This is a genomic window from Rhodococcus sp. O3 (assembly GCF_048897285.1).
GTDB lineage: Bacteria > Actinomycetota > Actinomycetes > Mycobacteriales > Mycobacteriaceae > Rhodococcus.
This window is the reverse complement of sequence record NZ_JBMBTE010000001.1, coordinates 120,625-143,575: the sequence shown is the minus strand read 5'-3', so window position 1 is coordinate 143,575 and position 22,951 is coordinate 120,625. Positions and strand designations below refer to the sequence as shown.

Genomic DNA, 22,951 nt, shown 5'->3' with positions numbered 1-22,951 from the left:
TTTCACCTCCCGAATCACACGACCTACAGCTGTGTCAGGTCAGGGTCGCCAGGAAACGTTCCACGTCGTCGACGGACGCCAGCGCGTAGCGGGCCGCCGTGGTTCGATTCGCCACTTCCGGGTCGTCGGGATCGCCGACGAGGATGCCGATCCCACGGTCGCGCAATGCCTGGAATGCGTACTCGTCGGTGATGTCGTCGCCGAGGTAGAGCGGCACGATGTCGTCGCTGTCGAGACCGAGCACGTCGATGAGATAGAGCACCGCCTTGCCCTTGTTCCAGTCGACGTTGGGCCCGAGTTCGTACACCATCTTGCCGGGCGTGAGCTTCAATTTGCCGGAGTAGGCGTCCATCACGGTCTGCACCGTTGCCGAGATGCGGTGCCGGTCGGCGGGGTCGACCTGGCGATAGTGCACGGCAACCGATGCGCGTTTGGGTTCGACGTGGGCACCGGGGATGCCGCGGGTCTCGTCGCGGAGCCGCGTCGTGACCTCCGCGACGAGGTCGGTGTACTGCGCGACGTACGCGTCGGACAGCGCGCCCCGGGTCGGCGTCCAGATGTCGAAACCGTGACTGCCCGCGATCGTGAGGTCGTCGATGCCCATCAACTGCTGTGCGACGGTGCGGTCACGGCCGGTGACGACACACACCGGAACGCGGCCGGCGAGGTCGCGGACGACGGTGCGCATGCGCTCGGACATCACCGCATCCTCGGGTCGCTCCACGATCGGGCTGAGAACGCCGTCGTAGTCGAGGAACACTGCCGGGCGGCGTCCGGCCAGCCGACGGGCGAGCTCGGGGTTCCCGAGCGCCGGGGGAACATCGCGCACGGTCGTGTCCTGCATTCTGAGCACCTCCAGGGGTCCTGTCGCGGTGACCCGGCCTTCATCGTCGCACGGACCCGCGGGGCAGCGCCGTGACTCTCGGCGGCGAGGATTGCCGAGACACCGCAGTATTCGGATATCTACCGTAGTGCCTAGAGATCGATAGATATCCGAATGCGCGAGTGTGCCGCCGAGGCGTGCGGTGTCCGTCCCGCCACGCGCGGGGCGGCCGGACCCCTGCGCTGCAGAGGCCCGGCGTCTGTGTCACGATCTCGTCCGTGAAGCGGGCGGTGGACGGGTGGTCGGGACAGAATCGGCGCGGGCTGCCGCTGGCGGTGGTGCTGGCGGCCGTCGTCGTCGCGACCGGACTGCCCGTCGCCTCGGCGGACGAACCGGACGGGCTACCGGGGACCGGACCGTGCGCGACCGACACCTGGAAACACGAGTCGCTGGTGCCGTCCGACCTGGACATCCCCGTGCCGTACCCGGTGATCACGACCGTTCCCTATCCGGCGCCGGAACCGGAGCCGGTGCGCATCCAACCGGACCCGCTTCCGGTGGACCCGTGCACCGATCCGTGCCCGGACCTGACCGACGAGCCCGAGCGGACCCCGCCGTTGCTGCCCCGCATCGGGCTGAAACCGACGCCGTTCTACTTCGGCCTGCCCGTGCCCGGACCCGAGCCGGAGCCGCCCGCACCCGAACCCGGCGGTGAGATCGCGCCGATCGAACCCGCCCCACAGGTTCCGGCGCCTCCGGTGCCGAATGTCGTGGACGTCACCACCGTTGCCAAGGAGACCGGCGCCGGTTCGATCAACCGGACCGACAAGCGCTGGCAGGTGTACGGCACCGATCTCGGCGTCATGTGGGAGTCGGAGCCGGGAAAGATCGCCGTCGCATTCGGCGACACGGTCGGCAAGGGTTTCCATCCGCCGGGCGGGCAGGGCGAGGACTGGCGCAGCAACGTCCTCGCGTTCAGCACCGACCGCGACCTCGCCGACGGCATGACGTTCGATTCGATGGTGCAGGACTCGCGCTGTCACGCGGCCGAGATCCTGAACAGCCGCAAACTCGACAACGTCGAGATCACCGTGATTCCCACCTCGGGCTTCGCGGTCGGATCGCGCCAGTACCTGACCTACATGTCGATCCGCACCTGGAACAGCATCCCCGCCACCTGGTGGACCAACCACGGCGGCATCGCCTACTCCGACGACGGCGGTTCTACCTGGACGAAGGACCCACATGCCCAGTGGGACAACATCTTCGGGGTGACCAACTTTCAGGTGGCGGCGGCGGTGCCCGCCGAAGGCTACGTGTATCTCTTCGGAACCCCGAACACACGGCTCGGATCGGTGGCGCTGGCCCGGGTTCCCGAGGACCGGGTGCTCGAGCCCGACGCCTACCAGTACTGGAACAACGGAAACTGGACGCACGTAGGCGGTTACACCGCGGCCACGCCGATCGTGCACGGACCGGCCGCGGAGTTGTCCGTGCGATACGACGCGGCCGCGGGCCGATGGCAGATGGCGTATCTGGACACGGCGAAGGCCGCGATCGTGCTGCGCGAGTCGGACACCCCGCAGGGGGCGTGGTCGGAGAGCGCCCGCCTCGTCGGGGTGGAGGAACACGTCGAGCTGTACGGCGGGTTCCTCCACCCGTGGTCGACCGACGAGGACGTGTACTTCATGCTCTCGACCTGGTCCGACTACAACACCTTCCTGCTGCGCACCCGCATCGAGCGGTGATCAGGTTCCGCTGATCTCGTTGGGCGTTCGCGGCAGGGTGCCGGTGGTGATCGCGCCCGTTGTGAGGTCGACGGCGTGCAGTTCGTCGTCGGCGGGGTCGGTGACGTAGGCGGTTCCGTCCAGCACCTTCAGCGCGGGCCGCGGCTGTTGCCACTCGTCCGGTTCGGTCCACGGATCGACGACGGCGATCTTCCGGATCAGCTCTCCGGTGTGTTCGTCGACGACGTGCAGATTGCCGTCCGTGCCGAGCACCAGTGCCTCTCCGTCCGGTCCGCGACCGAGCGACCGGAAGGTGTAGCTGGTGCCGAGGTCGACCAGCCGCAGTTCCGAGGTGACCGTGTTCACCAGCGCAATGCGTTCGGGGCGTTCGAGTTCGGCGTCGGGGTCGGTCTTGTAGTCGGCGAGCACGACGTCGGAGTTCGCCGATCCGGCCTGGTTGCCGAGACGCGCATACGGATCGGGCGCGGCGACCTTGGTGGCGGTTCCGTCCCGGTAGACGAGCATGCCGTCCTCGCAGCCGGCGACGACCGCGTCGCGGGTGGTCGCTTCCCCGTGGACACCCGGGCACTGTTCGTTGCGGGTGACCTCGGCGCCGGTAGCGTCGAGGACGGCAATCCCGTTGCGGGAGTCGCTGTTTCCGAGCGTGACGAGGAGACCGCCGTCGGCCAGGGGCACCGCGACACCGTGATGCGCCTCGGGCAGCGCGACCGTTTCGACGTCGGGGCGGCCGTCGGCGAGGTCGGCCGGGTCGAACAGGTCGATACGTCCGGTGCTGTCGTCGAACAGCGCGGTGCGGCCGGCATGGGTGACGACGTGTCCAGGCTTTCCGGCAGCGAATTCCGCGGTGGTCCAATCGGGTTCACCGGCATAGTGGTGTGCGTGGTCGCCGTGTGCCTCGGACCAGCTTCCGGTGTCCAGGGCCCGGAATCCGCCGGACGTCGTGACGAACACGTGGCGCCCGTCGCCCGCGGCGTTGAGACGAGTGAAGCCGTCGGCCGGAAGATCCGCGAGGACGTCGAGGCTGGTGGCATCGACGACGAGGATGCCGCCGTCGTAGGTGAGGGTCAGTCGTGGTTGCGCAGACGTGGTCTCGGCGGGTCCGTTTGCGGCGGGGGCGCCGGAGGGCTGGTTCGACGAGGTGCCGGTGTCGGTCGACGAGCATCCGGCGAGCAGCGTGACGGCGAGGCCTGCGGACAGCACGGCGGGACCGGGGCGGAGGAGGGATCGCATGGGCACAGATCTACGCGTTAATGGAAACGAATGTCAAAGTCGAGTATGCGTATGTCTGCATCCGGGCAGACGAGGGCGACGAACCCGGAGGCGACGGCAGGTTCGCGAATCACCGTTCGGATGAACGCGGAATCGTCCACACCTGTCGATACCATCGACCGATGGACCCGGTCCGCAACCCGTATGCCCCGGGCGCGGGACAGCGCCCGCCCGAACTCGCCGGCCGCGACAAGCAGCTCTCGGCGTTCGAAGTGGTTCTCGAACGCATTGCGCGGGGCCGTCCGGAACGGAGCGTCGTGCTCACCGGGCTGCGCGGCGTCGGCAAGACCGTGCTGCTCAACCAGCTGCGCTCGGCCGCGATCGCCCGCAGCTGGGGGACCGGCAAGATCGAAGCGCGCCCCGACCAGGACCTGCGGCGACCCCTGTCGTCGGCGCTGCACATGGCGGTGCGGGAGATCGCGGCGGCTCATCCGGACCGCGAATCGGTCGACTATTTCCTCGGCGTCCTCAAATCGTTCGCGCTGCGCGCCACCGCGGACAAGGGCATGCGGGAACGCTGGCAGCCGGGGATCGACGCGCCCGCCGTCAAGGGTCGCGCGGACTCCGGGGACATCGAGATCGACCTGGTGGAACTGCTCGTCGACGCGTCCGGTCTGGCCCGCGACGTCGGCGTGGGCATCGCGTTGTTCATCGACGAGATGCAGGACCTCGGCGCGGCCGACGTGTCGGCGATCTGCGGGGCCTGCCACGAACTGAGCCAGGACGCGGCACCGCTCATCGTCGTCGGTGCGGGTCTGCCGCACCTGCCGGCGGTGCTGTCCGCGTCGAAGAGCTACTCGGAGCGGCTGTTCACCTATCACCGCATTGACCGGTTGGATCGTTCCGCCGCCGACCTGGCGCTCATCGCCCCCGCCGCACGCGAGGACGTGGAGTTCACGCAGGACGCGCTGGATGCGCTCTACGAGACGGCCGACGGATACCCGTACTTCGTGCAGGCCTACGGCAAAGCTACGTGGGACGTGGCGGCGGCGAGTCCGATCACCGCGGACGACGTGCGGGTCGGGGCGCCGGCGGCCGAGGAGGAACTCGCCGTCGGGTTCTTCGGATCCCGGTACGAACGCGCGACGCCCGCCGAGCGTGAATACATGCGGGCGATGGCCGACCTGTCCGGCGACGACGGGCCCGTCGCGACGTCGAAGATCGCAGCGGAACTCGGGCGGAAACCGGCGTCGTTGTCCCCGGCGAGGGACGGGCTCATCAAGAAGGGACTGATCTACTCCGCCGAGCGGGGCTTCATCGGGTTCACCGTGCCGCACTTCGGACGGTATCTGCGCGCTCAATCCGATTGAGCTGCGCCCGGATTCGATTCAGTGCCCGGTGCTGGGCGATGCGGACCGCGCCCGGTGTGGTGCCGAGCATCGCGGCGGTGCGTTCGGTGCTGTAGCCCTGCATGACCCGCAATTTCAGCACGAGCAGCTGTTGTTCGGGGAGCGTCGCCATGAGCTGCTGCGCGGCGGTGATCAACTCCTCGTCGAGTACGGCTTCCTCGGGACCGGGGACCGTCACCTCGTGCACGTGCGGCACGGAACGGGCCGCTCCGCGGCGGGCGTCGGCGATCTTCCGGGTGGCGATACCGAAAGCGAAGCGCAGCACCGAGGTTCCCTGGTCGCGGTAACGGGGGAGCGCGCGGGTCAGCGCGAGGCACACCTCCTGGACGAGATCCTCGACCGGGGTGTGGGCGCGGGTGTGCGCATCCATCCGTGCGTCGCAGAACCGCATCACGTGGGGATGGACCGAGCGCACCACCACACCCACGGCATGCGGTTCACCGGCGACGGCCCGCGGAACCCAATTGCGGAGCAGGGCTTCGGTTTCGGTATCGGTCACGGTGGTTCCTCTCGGTGCGGGAATTCGACACCTCGAGCGTGCGCCACCGTGGCCTCACGAAACAGCACCCCTGGGGGTGGTCAGTCCTCCACCCACCGCACGACGTCGTCGAGCTCGGCGCGGTCGGTCCGGCACGTGTTCGCCGGATGCGACTCGTCGGCGTAGCCGAACGAGACCGCGCACACGATGTCGCGCTCGTCGGAGATGTTCAGTTCCTTGCGGAGCGCCGTTGCCGTCATTGCGACCGCCGCCTGCGGTACGGCGGCGATCCCGAGGGACTGCGCGGCGAGCAGCAGAGTGGCGACGTAGCCGCCGCAGTCGACGGCGCCGTACGTTCCGAGCTGCTTGTCGCTGGTGACGATCGCGACGTGCGGGGCGCCGAAGAAGCGGTAGTTCTCGAGCATCTGCCGCGTGCGCTCGGGGTAGTCGTCGCGGGCGATGCCGAGTGCGTTGTACAGGGCGTATCCCGCGTTGCGCCGGCGCTCGGCGTACTCGCCGCGGTATTCGACGGGGCCCGCGATGTCCGGGTCGAGGAGCCCGGAGGCGGCCTGCTCGTACGTCGCGGCGCGGAGCCGGTCGGTGGCATCCCCGCTGGTCACGTGTACCTGCCAAGGCTGCGAATTGCACCACGAGGGGGTGCGCTGCGCCATCCGCAGCATGCGTTCGATGTCCTCGCGCGGCACCTGCTTGGACAGGAACGCGCGGCAGCTGTACCGGGTGTCGAGCAGCGTCGACAGGATCGTCGCATCGTTGGCAGTCATAGGCTCACGATCGCACATGGCGGGAGCTAGCGCTCGTTCAGGTCCTGTCCGGTGGTGCACAGAGAGCGTTACCGCCCACCTGCGACCACCGGGCGCTCGGTCTCTCGGGCGAGTCGCTCGACGAACGGGACGACCCTCGACTCGAGCGCCGAGTTGTAGGCCTGCGGCCGCTGGATCGGATTGGCGTGCCCGGTGCCCTCGATTCGCACCACCCGCAGGAAGCCCTGAGGTCCGCCGATACGGTCGAACAGAACCTTCTGGGTGTAGTCCACATCGACGACCTCGTCATCGGTCCCGTGCCGGGGTCGTAGGAACACCACCGCCGGAGGTTGCCGGTCCCTCCGACGGGACGCAAGCACCCCGAGGTTGTCGAGCGCACCGGAAGCCACGATCGCCTCGAATTGCGCCTCGATCAACCCGTTGCTGGCGGCATCGGTGGAGAAGATCTTGTCCTGGAGCACTTCGGTGACCGCTTCGACCAGCGCGCCGGGATCGACGGTGGGCAAGCGGTTCGGGCGCGTGACGAGATAGCGGTCTTTGCGGGCGGCGGTTTCGACCACCAGACGCAACGTGCGGCTCTCCCGTGCTCCGGGCAGCCAGCCCATCCAGCGCAGCAGATCTTCCCCGGTGTCTCGTGCATCGGCCCGCACCGCGTGCAGGTCGATCGGGGTGCAGTCCAAAATCACGGCCAGCAGGTTCACCTCCGGATCGGTGACGACATGCTCGGCCACCTCGAGAGCAATGATGCCGCCCATGCTGTGTCCGACCAGCACGATCCGTTCCACCTCGGCGTGTTCGGCATGATCGAGGATCATCCGGGCGATCACGGCGGTGTCGAGGCCGGCGTTGTCGTACTGCACCGCCCACACCTGACCCAGCTCGGCCAGTACCGGAAGCGCCCGGGCGGTGTCGGTGGCGTCGAGATTGCCCAACCCGACCAGATCCACGACTGCGGTGGTTCGGTCGGCCGGCTCCGCAGCATCGAAGATCGGATGCAGATACGGCTGCGTGTGGGCCAATCGGGCCCGTTCCGGTGCCACGTCATGGATCCAGTACTGCCCGTACAGCGTCAACAGCGCCACGAGAACGAGGGTCAGCCGAACCAAAGCTCGACGCACACGCGCGAACCGCCTCCAACGGTGACCCAACCGAGTGGTGCGCAAAGCCGCTCGGCGACGCTCATCGCTCCAGTCTGTGACCGGACACGGTGCCAGAGGCAGATGATCGGTCATGCACGCCTCAGTGTAGTGATCGGTTCTTGCGCCCGGGTGGCCGTCACCTCCGCCGATGGACCGTGGTTCGGCCTGGGCGGGGCGACTGTCCTGCCCGCGGCCGTGGTGGCTGCGGTGCCGACGGTTCGAGTCGAGATCGGGTCGCGTGTACGGTCTCGGTTCGTAACGCGCCGGAGTCGCGTGACCGCTCGGGGCCCTTCTCCGAACGATCGACCGGTGTCTCCGACAAGGCTGTGAGTCGAATCCGGACAATAGGGATATGTGTGCCAATCTGCTGATCGTCGAGGACGACGACCGAGTGCGAGCCTCGCTCAGGCTCGCACTCGAAGACGAGGGCTACCAGGTGGAAGAAGCCGAGGATGCCGAGAACGCTCTGCGCCACCTCGAACGCTACGGTGCCCCTGATGTGATGCTCGTGGATCTGATGCTAGGCGACATGGACGGCTTCACGTGCATCCGCAGGATTCGCTACGACCATGATGTGCCGATCATCGTCGTCAGCGCGCGCGACGACACTCACGATGTCGTGGCAGCCCTCGAGGCCGGTGCCGACGATTACGTCACGAAGCCTTTCGAGGTCAAGGAGATCACCGCGAGAATGCGGGCGCTCAGGCGCCGTGCGGGTGGGTTTGCGGAGAGAACCGGTCCCGCCGAGGTGGTACTGGAGGCTGATGACGCGGCACCGCTCGTTCTCTCGCCGGGCAGCGGCATCGTTCGTCGCGGTGATGAGCGGCTACACCTGACGTTGACCGAGTTCCGCCTGCTCTGTGAACTGGCCGAGTCGCCGGGACTCGTGCTCAGCCGTCGATCGCTGCTCGAAACAGTTTGGGACCGAGGCTACTTCGGTGACGAGCGCATCGTAGATGTGCACGTGCGTCGGTTGCGCACCAAGATCGAGCGGGATCCCTCGGACCCGCAGGTGGTGGTCACCGTGCGAGGACTGGGATATCGGTTGGATGTCCGGCGCTAGCAGCCGGCCCCGATTGGGGCTTCGCGGCCGCGTGATGCTCGCGTTCGCCGTCGGTGCGAGTCTCGTGTCGATCGTGCTCTCGGTGTCGGTGTTCACGACCAGTCGCAGCTACATGGTGGCGCAACGAGAGCGTTCTGCGGAGCGGCAGACGTCGATCCGTGCCGAGTTCGTGCGCAACGTCCTCGACGGCTCCGACAGCGAGACGGCTGCGGTCGTCGAAGACTTGGAACTGCCCGCGCAATCGGTGGTGCTGGTGCGTCGAGATTCCCGCTGGTTCGTATCGGAACGGGAGCTCTCACCCGCGTTCGTGCTCGACAAGCTCGGCGGCGCGGACGTCGAGCTCGACGACGGCAGTATGCGGCTCGACGTCACGCTGTTGGGTGACCCGTACCTGGCGATCGGGGTTCCCCTCAACGACGAGGGCGACGTGTTGTTCGAACTGTCTTCGCTCACCGAACTCGAATCGACTCTCCGAGTCCTCAAGCTCGCACTTGTCTCCTGTGGCGTCCTCACGACGATTGCCGGGGCATTACTCGGGCTCTGGGCGAGCCGGCGAGTGCTTCGTCCGCTGCACGATGTCGCCGGTACCGCCGCCGAGATAGCCGCCGGCAACCTCGATTCCCGGCTCGCAGACACACACGACACCGATCTGGAGACCATCGGTCAAGCGTTCAATGCGATGGTCGACTCGCTGCAGTCGCGCATCGACCGTGAGCGACGATTCTTCGGGGACGTCAGTCATGAGCTGCGCACACCGTTGACCACTCTCGTCACCAGTGTTGCCGTGCTGGGCCGGCATGAGCAGGACCTGCCCGATCGATCACGCCGGGCGCTGCTGCTGATCAATGCCGAGCTCGACCACCTCCGGCGACTCCTCGAGGATCTTCTGGCGCTGGCGCGTGCGGAGGCCGGTCTGCATCAGGACCAGCTCGAGCCGCTGCCGCTCGCCGATCTGCTCGAGCACACACTGGCGGAGTCGAAGAGACCGTCCGAACTGTTGGTGGTCGAGCACGATGGTGTCGTGGAGGGCCGCAAGCTCGCGCTCGAACGTGCCTTCCGGAACCTGATGGACAACGCCGACAAGCACGGCGGCGGTCTGCTCGGGATCGCACTACGGCAGGTCGGCGAATCGGCTGTCGTGATCATCGACGATGCGGGACCGGGCGTCCCGGAGGGTGAGCACACGCGGATCTTCGAGCGATTCGTCACCGGCAATCCCCGCCGGAAGGAGACCACCGGTACCGGAACCGGTCTGGGTCTGGCCTTGGTTGCCGAGACGGTCAAAGCTCACCGCGGACGTGTGCGGTACGAACCGCGACCCGGGGGCGGTGCGAGGTTCGTCGTGGAGTTGCCGTTGCAGACCGCGGGAACGGAGCTGCAGCAAGTGCGACGCCGGGACGGCGCTCGGCGGGGTTCCGCCTCCCGGGGCACCGCCATGACAGATCGTCGCACTCTGTAACACAACCGCAAAGAAACGGACCGAACCATCTCAAACTCGGAGCGGCAGGCTGGGCACCCGTCACCGAGTCGAGATGGAGTGTGCCGTATGAGATGTCGACCGTCGTCGTTGCGCGTTGTACCCGACCGCGAGAGCGCAACCGATCGAGGCGTGGCGTGCGGTCGCCTTTGCGAGGCAGGGCAGGGTAGGTGAAACCCACTACCCCTGTGCGACTGCGAACACCCGAGATCGCCGATGCGAAACGGATCTGGGAGATCGCGGCACGGTCCCGCGAACTCGACCTGAACTCGAGCTACTGCTACCTGATGTGGTGCCGCGACCACCGGGAGACCTCGATCGTCGCTGAGCTCGACGGTCGGACGGTCGGCTTCGTCACCGGATACCTCCGCCCGAGCGCACCGTCGGCCCTGTTCGTATGGCAGGTCGCAGTCGACCCGGATTTCCGTGGCCGCGGCGTCGGTCTTGCGATGCTCGGTGCACTCGAGCATCGATGTTCGGTGACCACGATCGAAACGACCATCACCAGGGACAACGCGGGCTCGATTGCGATGTTCACCGCCCTTGCCCGCAACCGCGGCACCTCGATCGGAAGGCGCCCGCTGTTCGAGCCCGAAGACTTCCCGGACGGTCACTCGGCCGAAGAGCTCTACACCATCGGACCCTTTCCCCGGATTGGAGCGGCATGACTATCTTGACCCTGCCCGGAACCTCGATCTTCGAGAGCCTCGAGTCGGAGGTCCGCAGCTACTGCAGGAACTGGCCGACCGTGTTCGATACCGCCCGCGGTTCGTGGATCACGGACGAGTCGGGACGTGAATACCTCGATTTCTTCGCCGGAGCAGGATCGCTCAACTACGGGCACAACAATCCGGTACTCAAGCGTGCCCTCCTGTCCTACCTCGAACGTGACGGCATCACCCACGGCCTCGATATGTCGACCACCGCCAAACGGAGCCTGCTCGAGACCTTCGAGGACACGATCCTCCGGCCCCGGGGCCTGCCGTACAAGGTCCAGTTTCCCGGTCCTACCGGGACCAATGCCGTCGAGTCCGCGCTCAAGCTCGCGCGCAAGGTGACAGGAAGAGAATCGATCGTCAGCTTCACCAACGCGTTCCACGGCATGACACTGGGATCGCTGTCGGTGACCGGCAACGCGATGAAACGTGCCGGGGCAGGCATCCCCCTCGTGCACTCGACTCCGATGCCGTTCGACAACTACCTCGGCGCCGGCGCCAACGACTTCGAGTGGTTCACGCGACTGCTGGACGACACCGGTTCGGGTCTGAACCGTCCTGCGGCAGTGATCGTCGAGACCGTGCAGGGCGAAGGGGGCGTGAACGTCGCTCGCCCGGAATGGCTGCGGGCCCTCGCTGATCTGTGCAGGAATCGGGAGATCCTGCTGATCGTCGACGATGTACAGATGGGGTGCGGGCGGACCGGACCGTTCTTCTCCTTCGAGGTGGCGGGAATCCAGCCCGACATCGTCACGCTGTCGAAGTCGATCGGTGGGTACGGTCTGCCGTTGGCGCTGACGCTCTTCAAGCGAGAACTGGACGTGTGGTCGCCCGGGGAACACAACGGCACGTTCCGGGGAAACAACCCGGCGTTCGTCACCGCCCGTGTAGCGCTCGAACAGTACTGGTCCGACGACCACCTCGAGAAGTCGGTGCTCGACAAGGGAGAATTCCTCGAGCACACGCTCGCCGAGTTGGCCAGAGGTTTCCGGGGGGTGTCCTCACGCGGCCGCGGTCTGGTTCGCGGCCTGGCCTTCGAGGACGCGTCGCAGGCCGGCAAGGTCGCGCAGTACGCCTTCGAACACGGACTGCTCGTCGAAACGGCCGGCCCGCAGGACGAAGTGGTGAAACTGCTTCCTCCGCTGACTACGACTCAGGACGAACTCGAGCACGGGTTGGGGATCCTGATCGACGCAACCGTAACCGTCTGCGCTGGACAGGAGGCGTGAAAGCACATGATTGTCAGAACCACCGAAGAGATCACCGGCACCGATCGCGACGTCCGCAGTCCCGACGGCCACTGGCGCAGCAAGCGAATCGTCCTTGCCGGCGACGGCGCCGGATTCTCCTTCCACGAGACGACGATCGAACCGGGAACCGTCAACGAGTTCCACTATGCCCACCACATCGAGGCGGTATGGCTGATCGACGGTGAGGGAACACTGACCGATCACGAGACGGGGACCGTCTACGCGCTGGGGCCCGGATCGATGTACCTGCTGAACGGGCACGAACGACACCGCGTCGAGGCGCGGACCAGGATGCGCATGCTGTGCGTCTTCAATCCGCCGGTGACCGGAAGGGAAGTACACGACGAGAACGGTGTGTACCCCCTGCTGACTGCATGAAACGCTACGTGGTCGCAGTCGACAGTCGAAGTTCCGTGTTTCGAATTCAGGAGTGCGTGTTGCCTAAGGTAGGAGCCGGGATCGACCGGTACCCGACCCGGGTCGACGGAGAGCCGGAGATCCGGGACCGGAACGACCCGTGGGTGTGGGGCGAACCATCCACCCGTGAAATCGCGGGGTACGCCGAGCGTGGTTATCTACAGCGGGAGAGCGTGATCGCGCCGGCGACGGTCGAAGCGTGCCTCGCCGAAATCGACCGTATCCGTAACGATCCCCGATTCGATGGGGACGAGCGCGTCGTCCGCGAGGAGAACGACACCGCGGTGCGATCGATCTTCGACATCGATCTTCTCAGTGACGTGGTGCGGGAGGCGATCTCGGAGTCCGGCGCCGAGGAGTTGGCGCGAGAGATCCTCGGTTCGGACGTTTACGTCCACCAGAGCCGGTTGAACTACAAGCCGGGATTCCGCGGTGGCGCCTTCTACTGGCATTCGGACTTCGAAACCTGGCATGCAGAGGACGGGATGCGGATCCCCCGGGCAGTCAGTGCATCGATTGCGTTGACCCACAACGAAACATACAACGGTCCTTTGATGATCATGCCGGGAAGCCAGCGCTTTTTCGTGCAGTGTGCGGGGAAGACGCCGCGCAACTACCATCGGCAGTCGCTCGTGACCACCACACCGCGGATCGGTGTGCCGTCCGAGGCGATGGTCACAGAACTGTGGAACCTGCTGGGCGTGGACGTTCTCACCGGACCCGCCGGATCCATGACGATGTTCGACTGCAATGTCATGCACGCCTCCGGAGGCAACATCACACCGGTGCCGCGGGCGAACATCTTCGTGGTGTTCAACAGTGTCGGCAATCGCCTCGGCCGACCCTGTGCAGCCGAAGCGACGCGGCCTGTGTATCTGGCCCGGCGGTCACTCAGCTGACGTGTCGCCCGAGTCTGCGACCAGGCGAACTGCATCATCCACCCGAGGGCAGGGAGTCGCCGGTTTGTGGATGGTCAGGCACTGGATGCTATGTGCTGCAACGCTGTTCGACCCCAAGATGCCGAAGAGCTGCCCACGACCGAGATCCGATCAGTAGAGCTCGTCGATCACCGCCTGCGAGAGGACGGCCGCGGTGTGCTGTCCGTCGGGTCCGGTCATCATGTTCGCCCAGGCGATCACGGTGAGGTCGCGTTCCGGATCGTGTCCCATGAACGAGTTGTAGCCGGGAAGCTCCCCGCTGTGTCCGTACAGGCTGCCGTACTTCGCGATCGCCTCGCCGTAGGCGGCGCTGTCGGGGTTGCCCGGATCGATCGGGATGACGCTTGCGAGGCGCTGTTCCTGCATCCGGTCGTCCAGCAGCTCGCCGCCGACGAGTGCCTTCACGAAGCGGGCGAGGTCGTTGCTCGTGGAAATCCCCGCACCGGCGACCCATCCCCATGAGGGGTTAATGTCGGTCACGTCGTTGGGTTGCAGCGTTCCCGCCGCCGCCTCGGCAGCCTGCTCCGGCGGCAGCACCCCGCCGGAGGCGATGAAGTCGGTGACCGTGCCGAAAAGGTAGCCCCGCGCGTGCTGCTCGGGGATCACATTGGATGTCCGGGCGGGCAGCAGCGTGCGTTCCAGGCCGAGCGGCGCGAAGATCCGCTCGTCGAACGCCTGCTCGACCGGTGCGCCGGTGAGCTGCTCGATGATCAGTCCGAGCAGGACCGCGTTGGCGTTCGAGTAGAGGTACCCCTCGCCGGGTGCGAAGGCGACCGGCTGAGCGAAAGAGAGTGCGAGGAGCTCATCCGGCGTCCAGACGCGGTCGGGGGTTTCGTCCATCGACCGGGCGATCTCGGGCAGGCCGCTGTAATCCGCCAGGCCGCTGCGCATGTTCAGCAGCATCTCGATGGTGATGTCGTCGCCGTTGGGCACGTCGTCGCGGTACTTCGAGACCGGGTCGTCGAGACTGAGCTTGCCCTCCTGGACGAGTTGCAGGACGATCGTGCCCGTCATGGGCTTGGTGTTGCTGCCGATGCGGAGCTGGTCGTCGAAGCCGATCGGCTCCTGCTCCGCGACCGTGCGCGAACCGAACGTGAGCAGGCAGTCGCCCAGCTCCGGCGAGAGCACCATGACGACCGCACCCGGTACGTTCATGCTGTCGGCCAGGCCGGCCAGCTCGGGTTCCATCTGCTGGCAGTAGCCCGGGACGGCATCGGTCGATTTCGAGACCGGATCCGCGGTGTCTGTGGACGTGCAGCCCGTCAGGAGCATGCCGGGAAGTACGACGACCAACCCCAGCGTCGCGGTGCGTAGCGAACCGAGCATGCCCATATCGCCTCCAGTCGGACCAACCTTACCGCGTCGCCGACGCCGCCATACCCAACTTGCGTTCGGCGAGAGGACGGGCGAGACGCGGCTCGGGTGCTGGGTCCGGCCGAGTGGATTTCAGCCGCCGCCCTTACTTCATCGGATGCAATGTGCAGCGGCTGAATTGACACTCGGTCCGCCGGCACCCCACGGCCGGGCTACATGGGCATGTGCATCATCGGCATCCCACCCATCTGATGCAGCCACATCATCAACTGATGCAGCATCATGTGCGCCTGGTCCATCATCGCCATCATGTTCATGGCCGTGCTCCTTCTTCGCGCTCTGCGTGGGCGACAAACCGGACGGGGAAATCGGTTACAGAGTGGTCAGCAACTGACGCATGGTGTCGATCTCCTGCTGCTGGGTGTCGATGATGGTGCGGGCCATAGCGATTGCGTCGGGGGATTGTCCGTTCTCGACCTCGGTCTGCGCCATCGCGATGGCACCTTCGTGGTGGGCGATCATCTGGGTGAGGAACAACCGGGCGGCCTCGGTGCCCTGCGCGGCGGACAGTGCCTGCATGTCCTCGCCGCTCATCATCCCCTGCATGCCCGGCATGGACTGCATGGGCATGGACTGCATGGGCATGGACTGCATGGGCATCGACGTCATCGGCATGGACTCCATGGGCATCGGCTCCATGGGCATGGACGTCATGCCGGGCATGTTCTGCCCAGCCCCCGGAACACCGGTGGGCATCTGCGGTTGGCCCCACTGGCCGAGCCAGGATTCGAGCTGTTCGATCTCCGGTCCCTGGGCGGCCTTGATCTGCTCGGCCAGCGCGGTCACCTCGGCAGGCATATCCTCTTTCGCCAGGATCATGTCGCTCATCTCGATCGCCTGGGCATGGTGCGGAATCATCATGCGGGCGAACATCACATCCGCCTGATTGTGCGCGACGGCCTCTTCCTCGGGCGAGGTGGCCGGGGCGCTCGACGGGGCGGCGGTGGTGCCCGTGTCGGAGTCGCTGCACGCGGTCGCGGTGAACACCACCGCAAGCGCCACTGCGCCGGCAGCGAGAGTCTTCTTGTCCATCGGACTGTTCCCTTTCTCGAATGGCCGCAGAGCACAGGTGAACCCGCGACGAGGTGCCCTCGCGGCCGGTGCACCACGGGTCACGCCGGCCACGGACCCGGCTGTGCCGGCGGCGGGTCCGCGGTGGTCTCGCGGCTGTGCCTCAACATCTGCCGGCGAGCAGCGAATTCGTCGGAGTCGATCTCGCCGCGGGCGAAACGCGTCTCGAGCAGCCGCAGCGGATCGGGCTCCCGGCCGTCTCGGCCGGATCCGACCACTCGGTCGGAACGGAACATCACCGCCACCAGATAGATCACCACCGCCCAGAACGCGACCATGCACACGGCCATGACGATCCATCCGGTCCAGGTCAGCTGACCTGCCCATCCCATCATGATCGCCTCCCTTCTCCGGTTCGTGTCTTCAGCCTGGCGCTCCTACCCCGGGATTGCTGTGGAGGTCGTATGAAGATTTGCTCAAGAAGCCCGACCGCAGCGTTCGTAGTGGTGAGCGACGGTGAAGATGGACGTCATGGACTCCTTCGCGCGCACGCCCCCTGCAGCCGGCGACCCGGGGCCGCCGCAACGCCCCGCGACCGGGCTGCGGGCGATGGTCGTCGAGGACGAGGCGCCGTTGGCGAACCTGATCGGCTCGTATCTCGAACGCGACGGTTTCGAGACCGTGATCACCGGCGACGGCGCCGACGCGGTGACCCTGGCCCGGCAGGTCGATCCCGATGTCCTGGTCCTCGATCTGGGGCTGCCGGGTTTGGACGGTGTCGAAGTGTGCCGGCGGCTGCGCACCTTCTCCGATGCGTACGTGGTGATGCTCACCGCCCGCACCGAAGAGGTCGATACCCTCATCGGGCTGTCCGTCGGCGCGGACGACTACATGGCCAAACCGTTCAGTCCCCGCGAGTTGATGGCCCGCATCCGGGCCATGTTGCGCCGCCCCCGGGCCGGCCTCTCCGTACCTTCATCCGGTCCCGTCCCGGACGCTGCCGATCGGATCCGCCTGTTCGGTGACCTGACGCTCGATGTCGATGGCCGGGAGGTCACCGTCGGCGGTATGCCGGTAGCGTTGACCCGCACCGAATTCGACGTCCTCGCCGCCTTGGCGCGCGATCCCGGAGTGGTACTCACCCGCGCCCAGCTGATCGAGACGGTGTGGGGTCCGAGCTGGGCCGGGGACGAGCACCTCGTCGATGTGCACATCGGTCATCTGCGTCGCAAACTCGGTGACGACGCCTCGCGCGGCCGCTATGTGCGCACCGTCCGCGGAGTCGGCTACCGGATGGGAACCGGCTCGTGAACCCCAAGACTTCTCCACGAGGATCGTTGCGGCGCAGCTTCCCCGGGGCGAGTTTCGGCACCCGGCTGTTTCTCGCGCTGACCGTGGTGGTGGTCGGCTGCGCGGTCAGCGCCTGGCTCGTCGCTTCCTCTCTTGCGCCCGGCATCTTCCACGATCACCTCGGTCAGGCCGGCATCGACCACAACTCCAGCCAGGCTGCTCACGTCGAGCAGGCCTTCACCTGGGCGATCGTCCTGGCTTGGGGTCTGGCCGTCGCACTCGCGGTGCTCCTGGCGTTGGTGGTGAGCTGGTACCTGACCCGTCGGGTGCAACGCTCGATCACCGCGGTGACCACCTCCGCCGCCCGCATCGCCGGCGGTCACTACGACACCCGTCTGACCAGCCCCGGACTCGGCCGCGAATTCGACGAACTCGCCGTCACCGTCAATGAACTCGCCCGCCGCCTCGACGCCACCGAAACCACCCGCCGCCGTATGCTCGCCGACCTCGGTCACGAGATGCGCACGCCCATTGCCACTCTCGACTCGTACCTCGAAGCCCTCGACGACGGCGTCCGCACCTTCGACGACGAGACCCGCCAGGTCCTGTACGCCGCCACTCAACGGCTCTCCCGGCTCGCCCAGGACATCACCGCCGTCTCCCGCGCCGAAGAGCACCTCACCCGCATCCGGCCGGTGCCCACCACCACCGACGCCCTCGTCGACAACGCAGTCGATGCAGTACGCGAACGGTACGAAAGCGCAGGTGTAACGCTGCGAACCTGCATAGACGACTCCATGATCGTGACGGTCGATCCGGACCGGATCGGTCAGGTGCTGGGGAACCTGCTCGACAACGCCCTGCGGCACACCCCTCCCGGTGGAACCGTCACGGTCACCAGCAGGCAGGCCGACAAGGATCGTGTGCAGATCACCGTCGCCGACACCGGCGACGGCATCGCACCGGATCACCTCGACCATCTCTTCGACCGCTTCTACCGCGCCGACACCGCCCGCGACCGCGAAAGTGGAGGCAGCGGAATCGGACTGACCATCGCCCGCGCCCTCGTCGAAGCCCACCACGGCCGCATCCGGGCCCACACCGACGGTCCCGGCCGGGGAGCGAGCTTCACCCTCGAACTGCCTGTCGTCAGGCTGTGAACGACGAGCCGGCGCTACTGCCCTCGTCGCGGTTCACAGTGCCGCCAGGGTGCGGACCAGCTCGGACTCGTCGACCCGGGTGCTGCGTCCATCCTGGATCATCACCTCACCGCCGACGATCACGGTGTCCACGATCCGGCTGGTGCCGGTCGTGAGAATGGCGGCACCCGGATCGCGGACGGGCAGGGCCGCGAAGTCCCGATCGAACCGGATCAACGTCAGATCCGCCGCATCCCCGACGTGCACGCCACCGGACCGGGTCGGGAGTCCGAGTGCGGAGTTGGCTCCGCCCGTAGCGATGTCGAGCATCTGCTCGAAGCCGAACAGGTCTGCCCTGCGCCGCGCCGCCCGCTGCACGTACGCACCCGTGCGAAGTGATTCGAGCATGTCCTGGGTGTCGTTGCTGGCGGCGCCGTCCACGCCCAGCCCGACCGCGACACCATCGGAGATCAGGTCGGGGACCGCGGCGATCCCGCTGCCGAGTCGCATGTTCGACACCGGGTTGTACGACACGGCGACGCCGTGGTCGGCGAGCGTGCGGCGGCCGGCCGCGTCGAGTTCGACGCAGTGCACCGCGATCATCCGGTCCCATAGGAAATCGTGGGTGGCCAGATACTCCACCGCGCCCATGCCCGCGCGCTCCCTGCACATCATGTCGTCGGTGGTGGTTTCGAGCAGATGGATCGAGACGGTCATGTCGCGGGCGGTCGCGAACTCCCGGATGGCGGCCATGCCCTCGGCCGTGACGGACCGCGGGTTCGGCACCGCGAGCCCGACGGTGACGGCGGATCCGGCCGCGTCCTCCGCGAGCTGGTCGGCGTGGGCGAGCACGTCGTCGAGCGGCTGCATGAGCCGCGGCTCGAAGCCCCACTTTCGGGTGGCGTCGGCCCGGTCGGCGACGCCGCGACCGAGTACCGCGCGAATCCCGGTGTCGCGCAAGCCCCGAAGCACTGCCTCGTGCACCTCGGTGGACGGGTGTGGCCACATGTGCTCGACGAGTGTCGTGGTACCACTGCGCAACGCTTCGAGCGACGCGGCGACCGTCGCGGTGTACGCCCGCTCCGGGGTGATCGCCACCGACTCCTCACCCACCTGCAGCAGCCATTCGAGAAGCGGTATGCCTTCGGCGATGCCGCGCATCAGCGACTGCTGCAGGTGCGTGTGGGTGTTGACGAATCCCGGAATCATGTGGGCGCCGGACCCATCGATTCGCCCCGCCCCGGTCGGGTCGACCTCACCGCGAGCACCGATGGCGCCGACGTGCCCGCCGGAGATCAGCACATCGCGTCCGGGCAGCCACCGACCTCCCGTGAACACCGTCACGTCGGTGATCACGGTGGTGGCCGGGGATGCGGTGTCGCTCACTGTCGTTCCTCCGGTGTCGAGTAGTTGGCCTCGACGCGTCGGCGCAGGTAGTCCTCGGCGGTGATCGGCGGGTACTTGCCCTGTGGGCTTTCGATGAGCACGTCGCGGTTGGCCTGCGCGAAGAACGCCAGGCTGTACCGGGCGCCGCGGTGCTCGCCGGGGCCCGGTGACCGCACCCGGTGGAAGTTGGACGGCAGCAGATCGTCACTCCAGCGCATGAGCATGTCCCCGATGTTGCAGGTGATCACGTCGTCGGACGGTTCGATCGGCGTCCAGGCCTCGCCGTCCATCTCGCGGCCGGGGCAAACCTGCAGTCCGCCCTGCCCCGTGCGCTGGAACAACAATGTCAGACAGTCGAAGTCGGTGTGGGCACCGGCGCGCCAGGTGTTCGGAGAGGCAGGAGCATCGTCGGGCAGGGCGAAGTAGTGCAGCAGCCGGAGCGTGCTCTGGTAGCTCACGGTCTCGGGATCGTGTGCGCGGGTGAAGAAGTCACGTTCGAAGCCGAGCCGGTCCGCGAAGCAGGACAGCAGCCTCATCGCCAACTCCCAGCAGCGACGCTCGAAGTCGAGGACGGTCTCGCGGAATCCCGGCAGGTTCTCCTCACCCGGCCACAATCCGTCCATGTGCGGCCGGGTGATCTGGAACGACTCCTTCTGGTCGGGGGTGCCGATCGAGGGCCGTACCTGGCTCAGCGACTCCCAGCCGGAGTTGAGTCCCTTCTTCAGCGGTGCCGCGCCCTTCACGGACTCGGGCAGTGCGAAGTACTGCTCGGCCGCGGCGAAGGCGCTGCGCACCTCGTCGAGGTCGATGCCGTGCCCGACGACCTGGAAGAATCCGATTTCGGTGGCGGCGGCCCACAGTTCGTCGGTGATCTGTGCACGCCGGTTCTCGAAGTCGGACAGATCGATTCGGCGAACCTCGCGGTCGGTGGTCACGGTGCCGATGGAGCCCATCCGGGATTCGCGCTGTAGTTCGGTCAGGGGGTGGTTCATCAGTGGTCCTATCCGTCGGATCGTGTCGCGGCGGTCACTCGATGCCGATGGAGGCGTCGGTGAACCGGTTGGTGAAGAGCTGTTCGGCGGTCAGGCCGGCAGGCAGGTTCGCGCCGCCCGCGTTGAGCACCGGCACGAGCTCGTCGATGTTGCGCTGCGTGCGCGCGGCGTCGTAGGTGCCGACGGAGCCGTCGGCCTCGTTGGCGATCAGCCCGTCGGCGGCGAGCAGCTCGGCGCCCGCCGCGGCCTCACCGGCGCTGTACGGCGTGTACGCGACGTCCTGGGCGATCACGTCGACGATCGTCGCGTTCGCCGCGTCGGGCGCGGTGATGTAGTCGACGCTCGCCTGCTGGATGATCGGGACCAGCTTCTCGAGGCAGGGCGACATCGCGTCGAGCTTGTCCGCGCGCACGACCACGTTGGATGCGTAGATGTCGAAGCCGACGTCCTTGACCAGCTGGTACTCGATGGGCTTGTTCCAGGCCGGCGTGTCCTCCTCGTAGGAGTACGGCTCGGAGTTCGCGAAACCCTGCTGTGCGATGGTGGGATCGCCGACGAAACGGGAGGGGGCGCCGTCGTAGGTGGGATCCAGCTGGGATGCCTTCAGCAGGTTCTTCGCGACGAGCCATTGCGGGAAGATCTGTTCCTTCGAGACCACGACCGTCGCGTCGGTCTTCCCGATGTCGCCGATGGACTCCCAGTCCGGATGGCTTGCCGGATCCCACATCAGGATCGCGGGACTGTACTTCAGCAGCGGCGTGACACCGACGACGGGCTGGTTGCCCGCTGCAGCGATCAGCTGGTCGCCGTGCACGATTCCGAGGTCGATCTCCTCGTCCACATACAGCTGGGAAGTCACGGACTGGAAGCCGATCGCGGGACCGCCGGCACGGAGGGAGAGGTCGACCCCGGTGTCCTTGCCGCCGGCGACGAGCGGACCCGTCACCGACCGGTTCTCGGTGTCGACGGTGTAGCCGGGACCCAGCATCTCGAACAGGGCGCCCATGTCGGACTGCGGCTGCCACTGGAGCTGCACCGTCACCGTGTCGGGGCAGGCGCCGGCCAGCTGCTGTTCCTGCGCGGTGGGCTCGAGGGTGACCTCGTCTGCTTCCGCGGCGTCACCGTCGGCGCACGCGGTCATGGTCAGCGAGGCGAGAGCGAGGACCGAGAGGCCGGCCCGCAGGCGATGTGTGCGTGAAGTGGTCACTGTGCTCCTCGGGATCTGCGCGTGTGTCCGCGCCGGGAAGGACGTAGGGAGAGCCGATGGGTGAGCCGGGGACTGCCGCCGGTTCGACACGGACAACATCCCACGAGGCAGAATTACATGCAATATGTGCGTCGTTGCATCTGGGTTAACAACCCGGATCGGCGGTTTTGTCCGTAAGTGTGCAGTGTGTATCCGACTTGGTGACCGCGACGTAATATTTCGTCACTCGTACGTCATACATGTAATAAATGATCTTGACAGCAGATACACAGATGTTCTGCATGTAGAACGGATCCCTGGAGGGTCGGTATGGCGCTGGTGAACACGATGCGCGACGCGGACGCGCGCACTCTGACCAAGTCGACGCAATTGACGTTCGACGGCGTGGTCAAACGATTCCCCACGGGGACGACGGCGCTCGACGGAATCGACCTGCAGGTCGGCCGTGGTGACTTCGTCGCGGTGGTGGGTCCGTCGGGTTGCGGCAAGTCGACGCTGCTGCGGATGGCGGCCGGGCTCGACACCCCCACCGAGGGCAATGTCGCCGTCGGAACCGAGTCCGTCGGGTTCATCTTCCAGGAGCCGACCCTGCTTCCCTGGCGTACGGTCCGGCGGAACGTCGAGCTCACAGCCGAACTGGGACACATGCCGAAGGCGGAACGACGGGTCAGGGCCGATGCCGCGATCGCCGCCGTGGGCCTCGAAGACTTCGCCGACCAGCTTCCGCGAGCACTCTCCGGTGGAATGAAGATGCGTGCCTCCCTTGCTCGTTCGCTCGCTCTGGCCCCGGAGGTGTTGCTGCTCGACGAACCTTTCGGTGCCCTCGACGAGATGACCCGCCTCGACATGCAGGTCGAACTTCAGAGGCTCTACACGGGGAAGACGTTCACGGCCATGTTCATCACCCATTCGGTGTCCGAGGCGGTGTTCCTCGCCGACCGGGTGGTCGTCATGACGGCCCGCCCCGGTCGGATCGCCGAGATCGTCGACGTCGACTTCCCCTACCCCCGCCGTCCCGAACTGCGCTACGACCCCCGCTACACCGAATACGTCTCGCGGATCTCCGCCTCGCTGCACGGAGGTGCACAGTGACCGTCCTCGCC

The 22,951-nt window shown here is 66.8% G+C and carries 22 protein-coding genes; 11 read left to right on the top strand and 11 right to left on the bottom strand.

What is annotated here, in order from left to right; translation table 11 throughout:
- Positions 1–34 precede the first annotated feature (34 nt).
- Positions 35–844: a trehalose-phosphatase gene (gene otsB / locus ACN675_RS00675; protein ID WP_420749063.1), complete on the bottom strand. Its 810-nt coding sequence runs from the start codon at positions 842–844 to the stop codon at positions 35–37.
- Between the two features lie 257 nt (positions 845–1,101).
- Here otsB and ACN675_RS00670 point away from each other — a divergent pair, with 257 nt between their 5' ends.
- Positions 1,102–2,571, top strand: coding sequence for a DUF4185 domain-containing protein (locus ACN675_RS00670; protein ID WP_420749062.1), 1,470 nt, complete (start codon positions 1,102–1,104; stop codon positions 2,569–2,571).
- Here the strand turns inward: ACN675_RS00670 and aztD are convergent, their stop codons facing one another.
- On the bottom strand, positions 2,572–3,801 hold the full coding sequence (gene aztD, locus ACN675_RS00665; RefSeq protein WP_420749061.1) for a zinc metallochaperone AztD: 1,230 nt from the start codon (positions 3,799–3,801) through the stop codon (positions 2,572–2,574).
- A gap of 161 nt (positions 3,802–3,962) precedes the next feature.
- Here aztD and ACN675_RS00660 point away from each other — a divergent pair, with 161 nt between their 5' ends.
- The gene (locus tag ACN675_RS00660; protein WP_420749060.1) at positions 3,963–5,150 is read left to right on the top strand and encodes an AAA family ATPase; all 1,188 of its coding nucleotides are present in this window, start codon (positions 3,963–3,965) and stop codon (positions 5,148–5,150) included.
- Here ACN675_RS00660 and ACN675_RS00655 read toward each other — a convergent pair.
- The 3 genes from ACN675_RS00655 to ACN675_RS00645 form a co-directional block, all read right to left on the bottom strand.
- Positions 5,104–5,688 carry a sigma-70 family RNA polymerase sigma factor gene (locus ACN675_RS00655; protein ID WP_420749059.1) on the bottom strand — a complete coding sequence of 195 codons (585 nt, stop codon included), beginning with the start codon at positions 5,686–5,688 and terminating at the stop codon, positions 5,104–5,106. The two genes, ACN675_RS00660 and ACN675_RS00655, sit on opposite strands and share 47 nt — an antisense overlap.
- Before the next feature lie 80 nt (positions 5,689–5,768).
- Entirely contained in the window at positions 5,769–6,449 is a 681-nt protein-coding gene (locus ACN675_RS00650; RefSeq protein WP_420749058.1) for a nitroreductase, read from the bottom strand.
- A 68-nt stretch (positions 6,450–6,517) separates the two neighbouring features.
- Positions 6,518–7,681 carry an alpha/beta fold hydrolase gene (locus ACN675_RS00645; protein ID WP_420749057.1) on the bottom strand — a complete coding sequence of 388 codons (1,164 nt, stop codon included), beginning with the start codon at positions 7,679–7,681 and terminating at the stop codon, positions 6,518–6,520.
- 259 nt (positions 7,682–7,940) lie between these two features.
- On the opposite strand from ACN675_RS00645, the gene ACN675_RS00640 reads away from it, so the two are divergent.
- The 6 genes from ACN675_RS00640 (at position 7,941) to ACN675_RS00615 (ending at position 13,410) form a co-directional block, all read left to right on the top strand.
- Positions 7,941–8,651: a response regulator gene (locus ACN675_RS00640; RefSeq protein WP_420749056.1), complete on the top strand. Its 711-nt coding sequence runs from the start codon at positions 7,941–7,943 to the stop codon at positions 8,649–8,651.
- Entirely contained in the window at positions 8,638–10,110 is a 1,473-nt protein-coding gene (locus ACN675_RS00635) for an ATP-binding protein (RefSeq protein ID WP_420749055.1), read from the top strand. Before ACN675_RS00640 ends, ACN675_RS00635 begins: the two co-directional genes overlap by 14 nt.
- 206 nt (positions 10,111–10,316) lie before the next feature.
- The gene (gene ectA, locus ACN675_RS00630; protein ID WP_420749054.1) at positions 10,317–10,796 is read left to right on the top strand and encodes a diaminobutyrate acetyltransferase; all 480 of its coding nucleotides are present in this window, start codon (positions 10,317–10,319) and stop codon (positions 10,794–10,796) included.
- Positions 10,793–12,073, top strand: coding sequence for a diaminobutyrate--2-oxoglutarate transaminase (gene ectB, locus ACN675_RS00625; RefSeq protein ID WP_420749053.1), 1,281 nt, complete (start codon positions 10,793–10,795; stop codon positions 12,071–12,073). The genes ectA and ectB overlap by 4 nt, the downstream gene beginning before the upstream one ends.
- A gap of 6 nt (positions 12,074–12,079) precedes the next feature.
- The gene (locus tag ACN675_RS00620; RefSeq protein ID WP_420749052.1) at positions 12,080–12,472 is read left to right on the top strand and encodes an ectoine synthase; all 393 of its coding nucleotides are present in this window, start codon (positions 12,080–12,082) and stop codon (positions 12,470–12,472) included.
- Between the two features lie 59 nt (positions 12,473–12,531).
- Positions 12,532–13,410, top strand: a complete 879-nt coding sequence (locus ACN675_RS00615; protein ID WP_420749051.1) for a phytanoyl-CoA dioxygenase family protein — start codon at positions 12,532–12,534, stop codon at positions 13,408–13,410.
- Positions 13,411–13,560: 150 nt separating this feature from the next.
- Here ACN675_RS00615 and ACN675_RS00610 read toward each other — a convergent pair whose 3' ends face one another.
- The 3 genes from ACN675_RS00610 to ACN675_RS00600 all read right to left on the bottom strand — a co-directional run bounded on the left by ACN675_RS00610 (position 13,561) and on the right by ACN675_RS00600 (position 16,229).
- Positions 13,561–14,781, bottom strand: a complete 1,221-nt coding sequence (locus ACN675_RS00610) for a serine hydrolase domain-containing protein (RefSeq protein ID WP_420749050.1) — start codon at positions 14,779–14,781, stop codon at positions 13,561–13,563.
- 354 nt (positions 14,782–15,135) lie between these two features.
- Positions 15,136–15,855 (bottom strand): DUF305 domain-containing protein, encoded by a 720-nt coding sequence (locus ACN675_RS00605; protein WP_420749049.1) that lies wholly within the window; start codon positions 15,853–15,855, stop codon positions 15,136–15,138.
- Between the two features lie 80 nt (positions 15,856–15,935).
- Complete coding sequence (locus tag ACN675_RS00600) at positions 15,936–16,229, bottom strand: SHOCT domain-containing protein (RefSeq protein ID WP_420749048.1); 294 nt, start codon at positions 16,227–16,229, stop codon at positions 15,936–15,938.
- Between the two features lie 136 nt (positions 16,230–16,365).
- On the opposite strand from ACN675_RS00600, the gene ACN675_RS00595 reads away from it, so the two are divergent.
- The gene (locus tag ACN675_RS00595; protein WP_420749129.1) at positions 16,366–17,145 is read left to right on the top strand and encodes a winged helix-turn-helix domain-containing protein; all 780 of its coding nucleotides are present in this window, start codon (positions 16,366–16,368) and stop codon (positions 17,143–17,145) included.
- Positions 17,142–18,284 carry a sensor histidine kinase gene (locus ACN675_RS00590; RefSeq protein ID WP_420749047.1) on the top strand — a complete coding sequence of 381 codons (1,143 nt, stop codon included), beginning with the start codon at positions 17,142–17,144 and terminating at the stop codon, positions 18,282–18,284. Before ACN675_RS00595 ends, ACN675_RS00590 begins: the two co-directional genes overlap by 4 nt.
- 33 nt (positions 18,285–18,317) lie before the next feature.
- On the opposite strand, the gene ACN675_RS00585 is transcribed toward ACN675_RS00590, so the two are convergent.
- From ACN675_RS00585 to ACN675_RS00575, 3 genes are read right to left on the bottom strand one after another with little or no spacing between them, the layout of a single operon-like run.
- Entirely contained in the window at positions 18,318–19,649 is a 1,332-nt protein-coding gene (locus ACN675_RS00585; protein ID WP_420749046.1) for an amidohydrolase family protein, read from the bottom strand.
- Positions 19,646–20,641 (bottom strand): isopenicillin N synthase family dioxygenase, encoded by a 996-nt coding sequence (locus ACN675_RS00580; protein ID WP_420749045.1) that lies wholly within the window; start codon positions 20,639–20,641, stop codon positions 19,646–19,648. The genes ACN675_RS00585 and ACN675_RS00580 overlap by 4 nt, the downstream gene beginning before the upstream one ends.
- Before the next feature lie 34 nt (positions 20,642–20,675).
- Positions 20,676–21,782 carry a nitrate ABC transporter substrate-binding protein gene (locus ACN675_RS00575; protein ID WP_420749128.1) on the bottom strand — a complete coding sequence of 369 codons (1,107 nt, stop codon included), beginning with the start codon at positions 21,780–21,782 and terminating at the stop codon, positions 20,676–20,678.
- Positions 21,783–22,157: 375 nt separating this feature from the next.
- Here ACN675_RS00575 and ACN675_RS00570 point away from each other — a divergent pair, with 375 nt between their 5' ends.
- A complete protein-coding gene (locus ACN675_RS00570) occupies positions 22,158–22,940 on the top strand; it encodes an ABC transporter ATP-binding protein (protein ID WP_420749044.1) in 783 nt (260 codons plus the stop codon).
- Positions 22,941–22,951 lie beyond the last annotated feature (11 nt).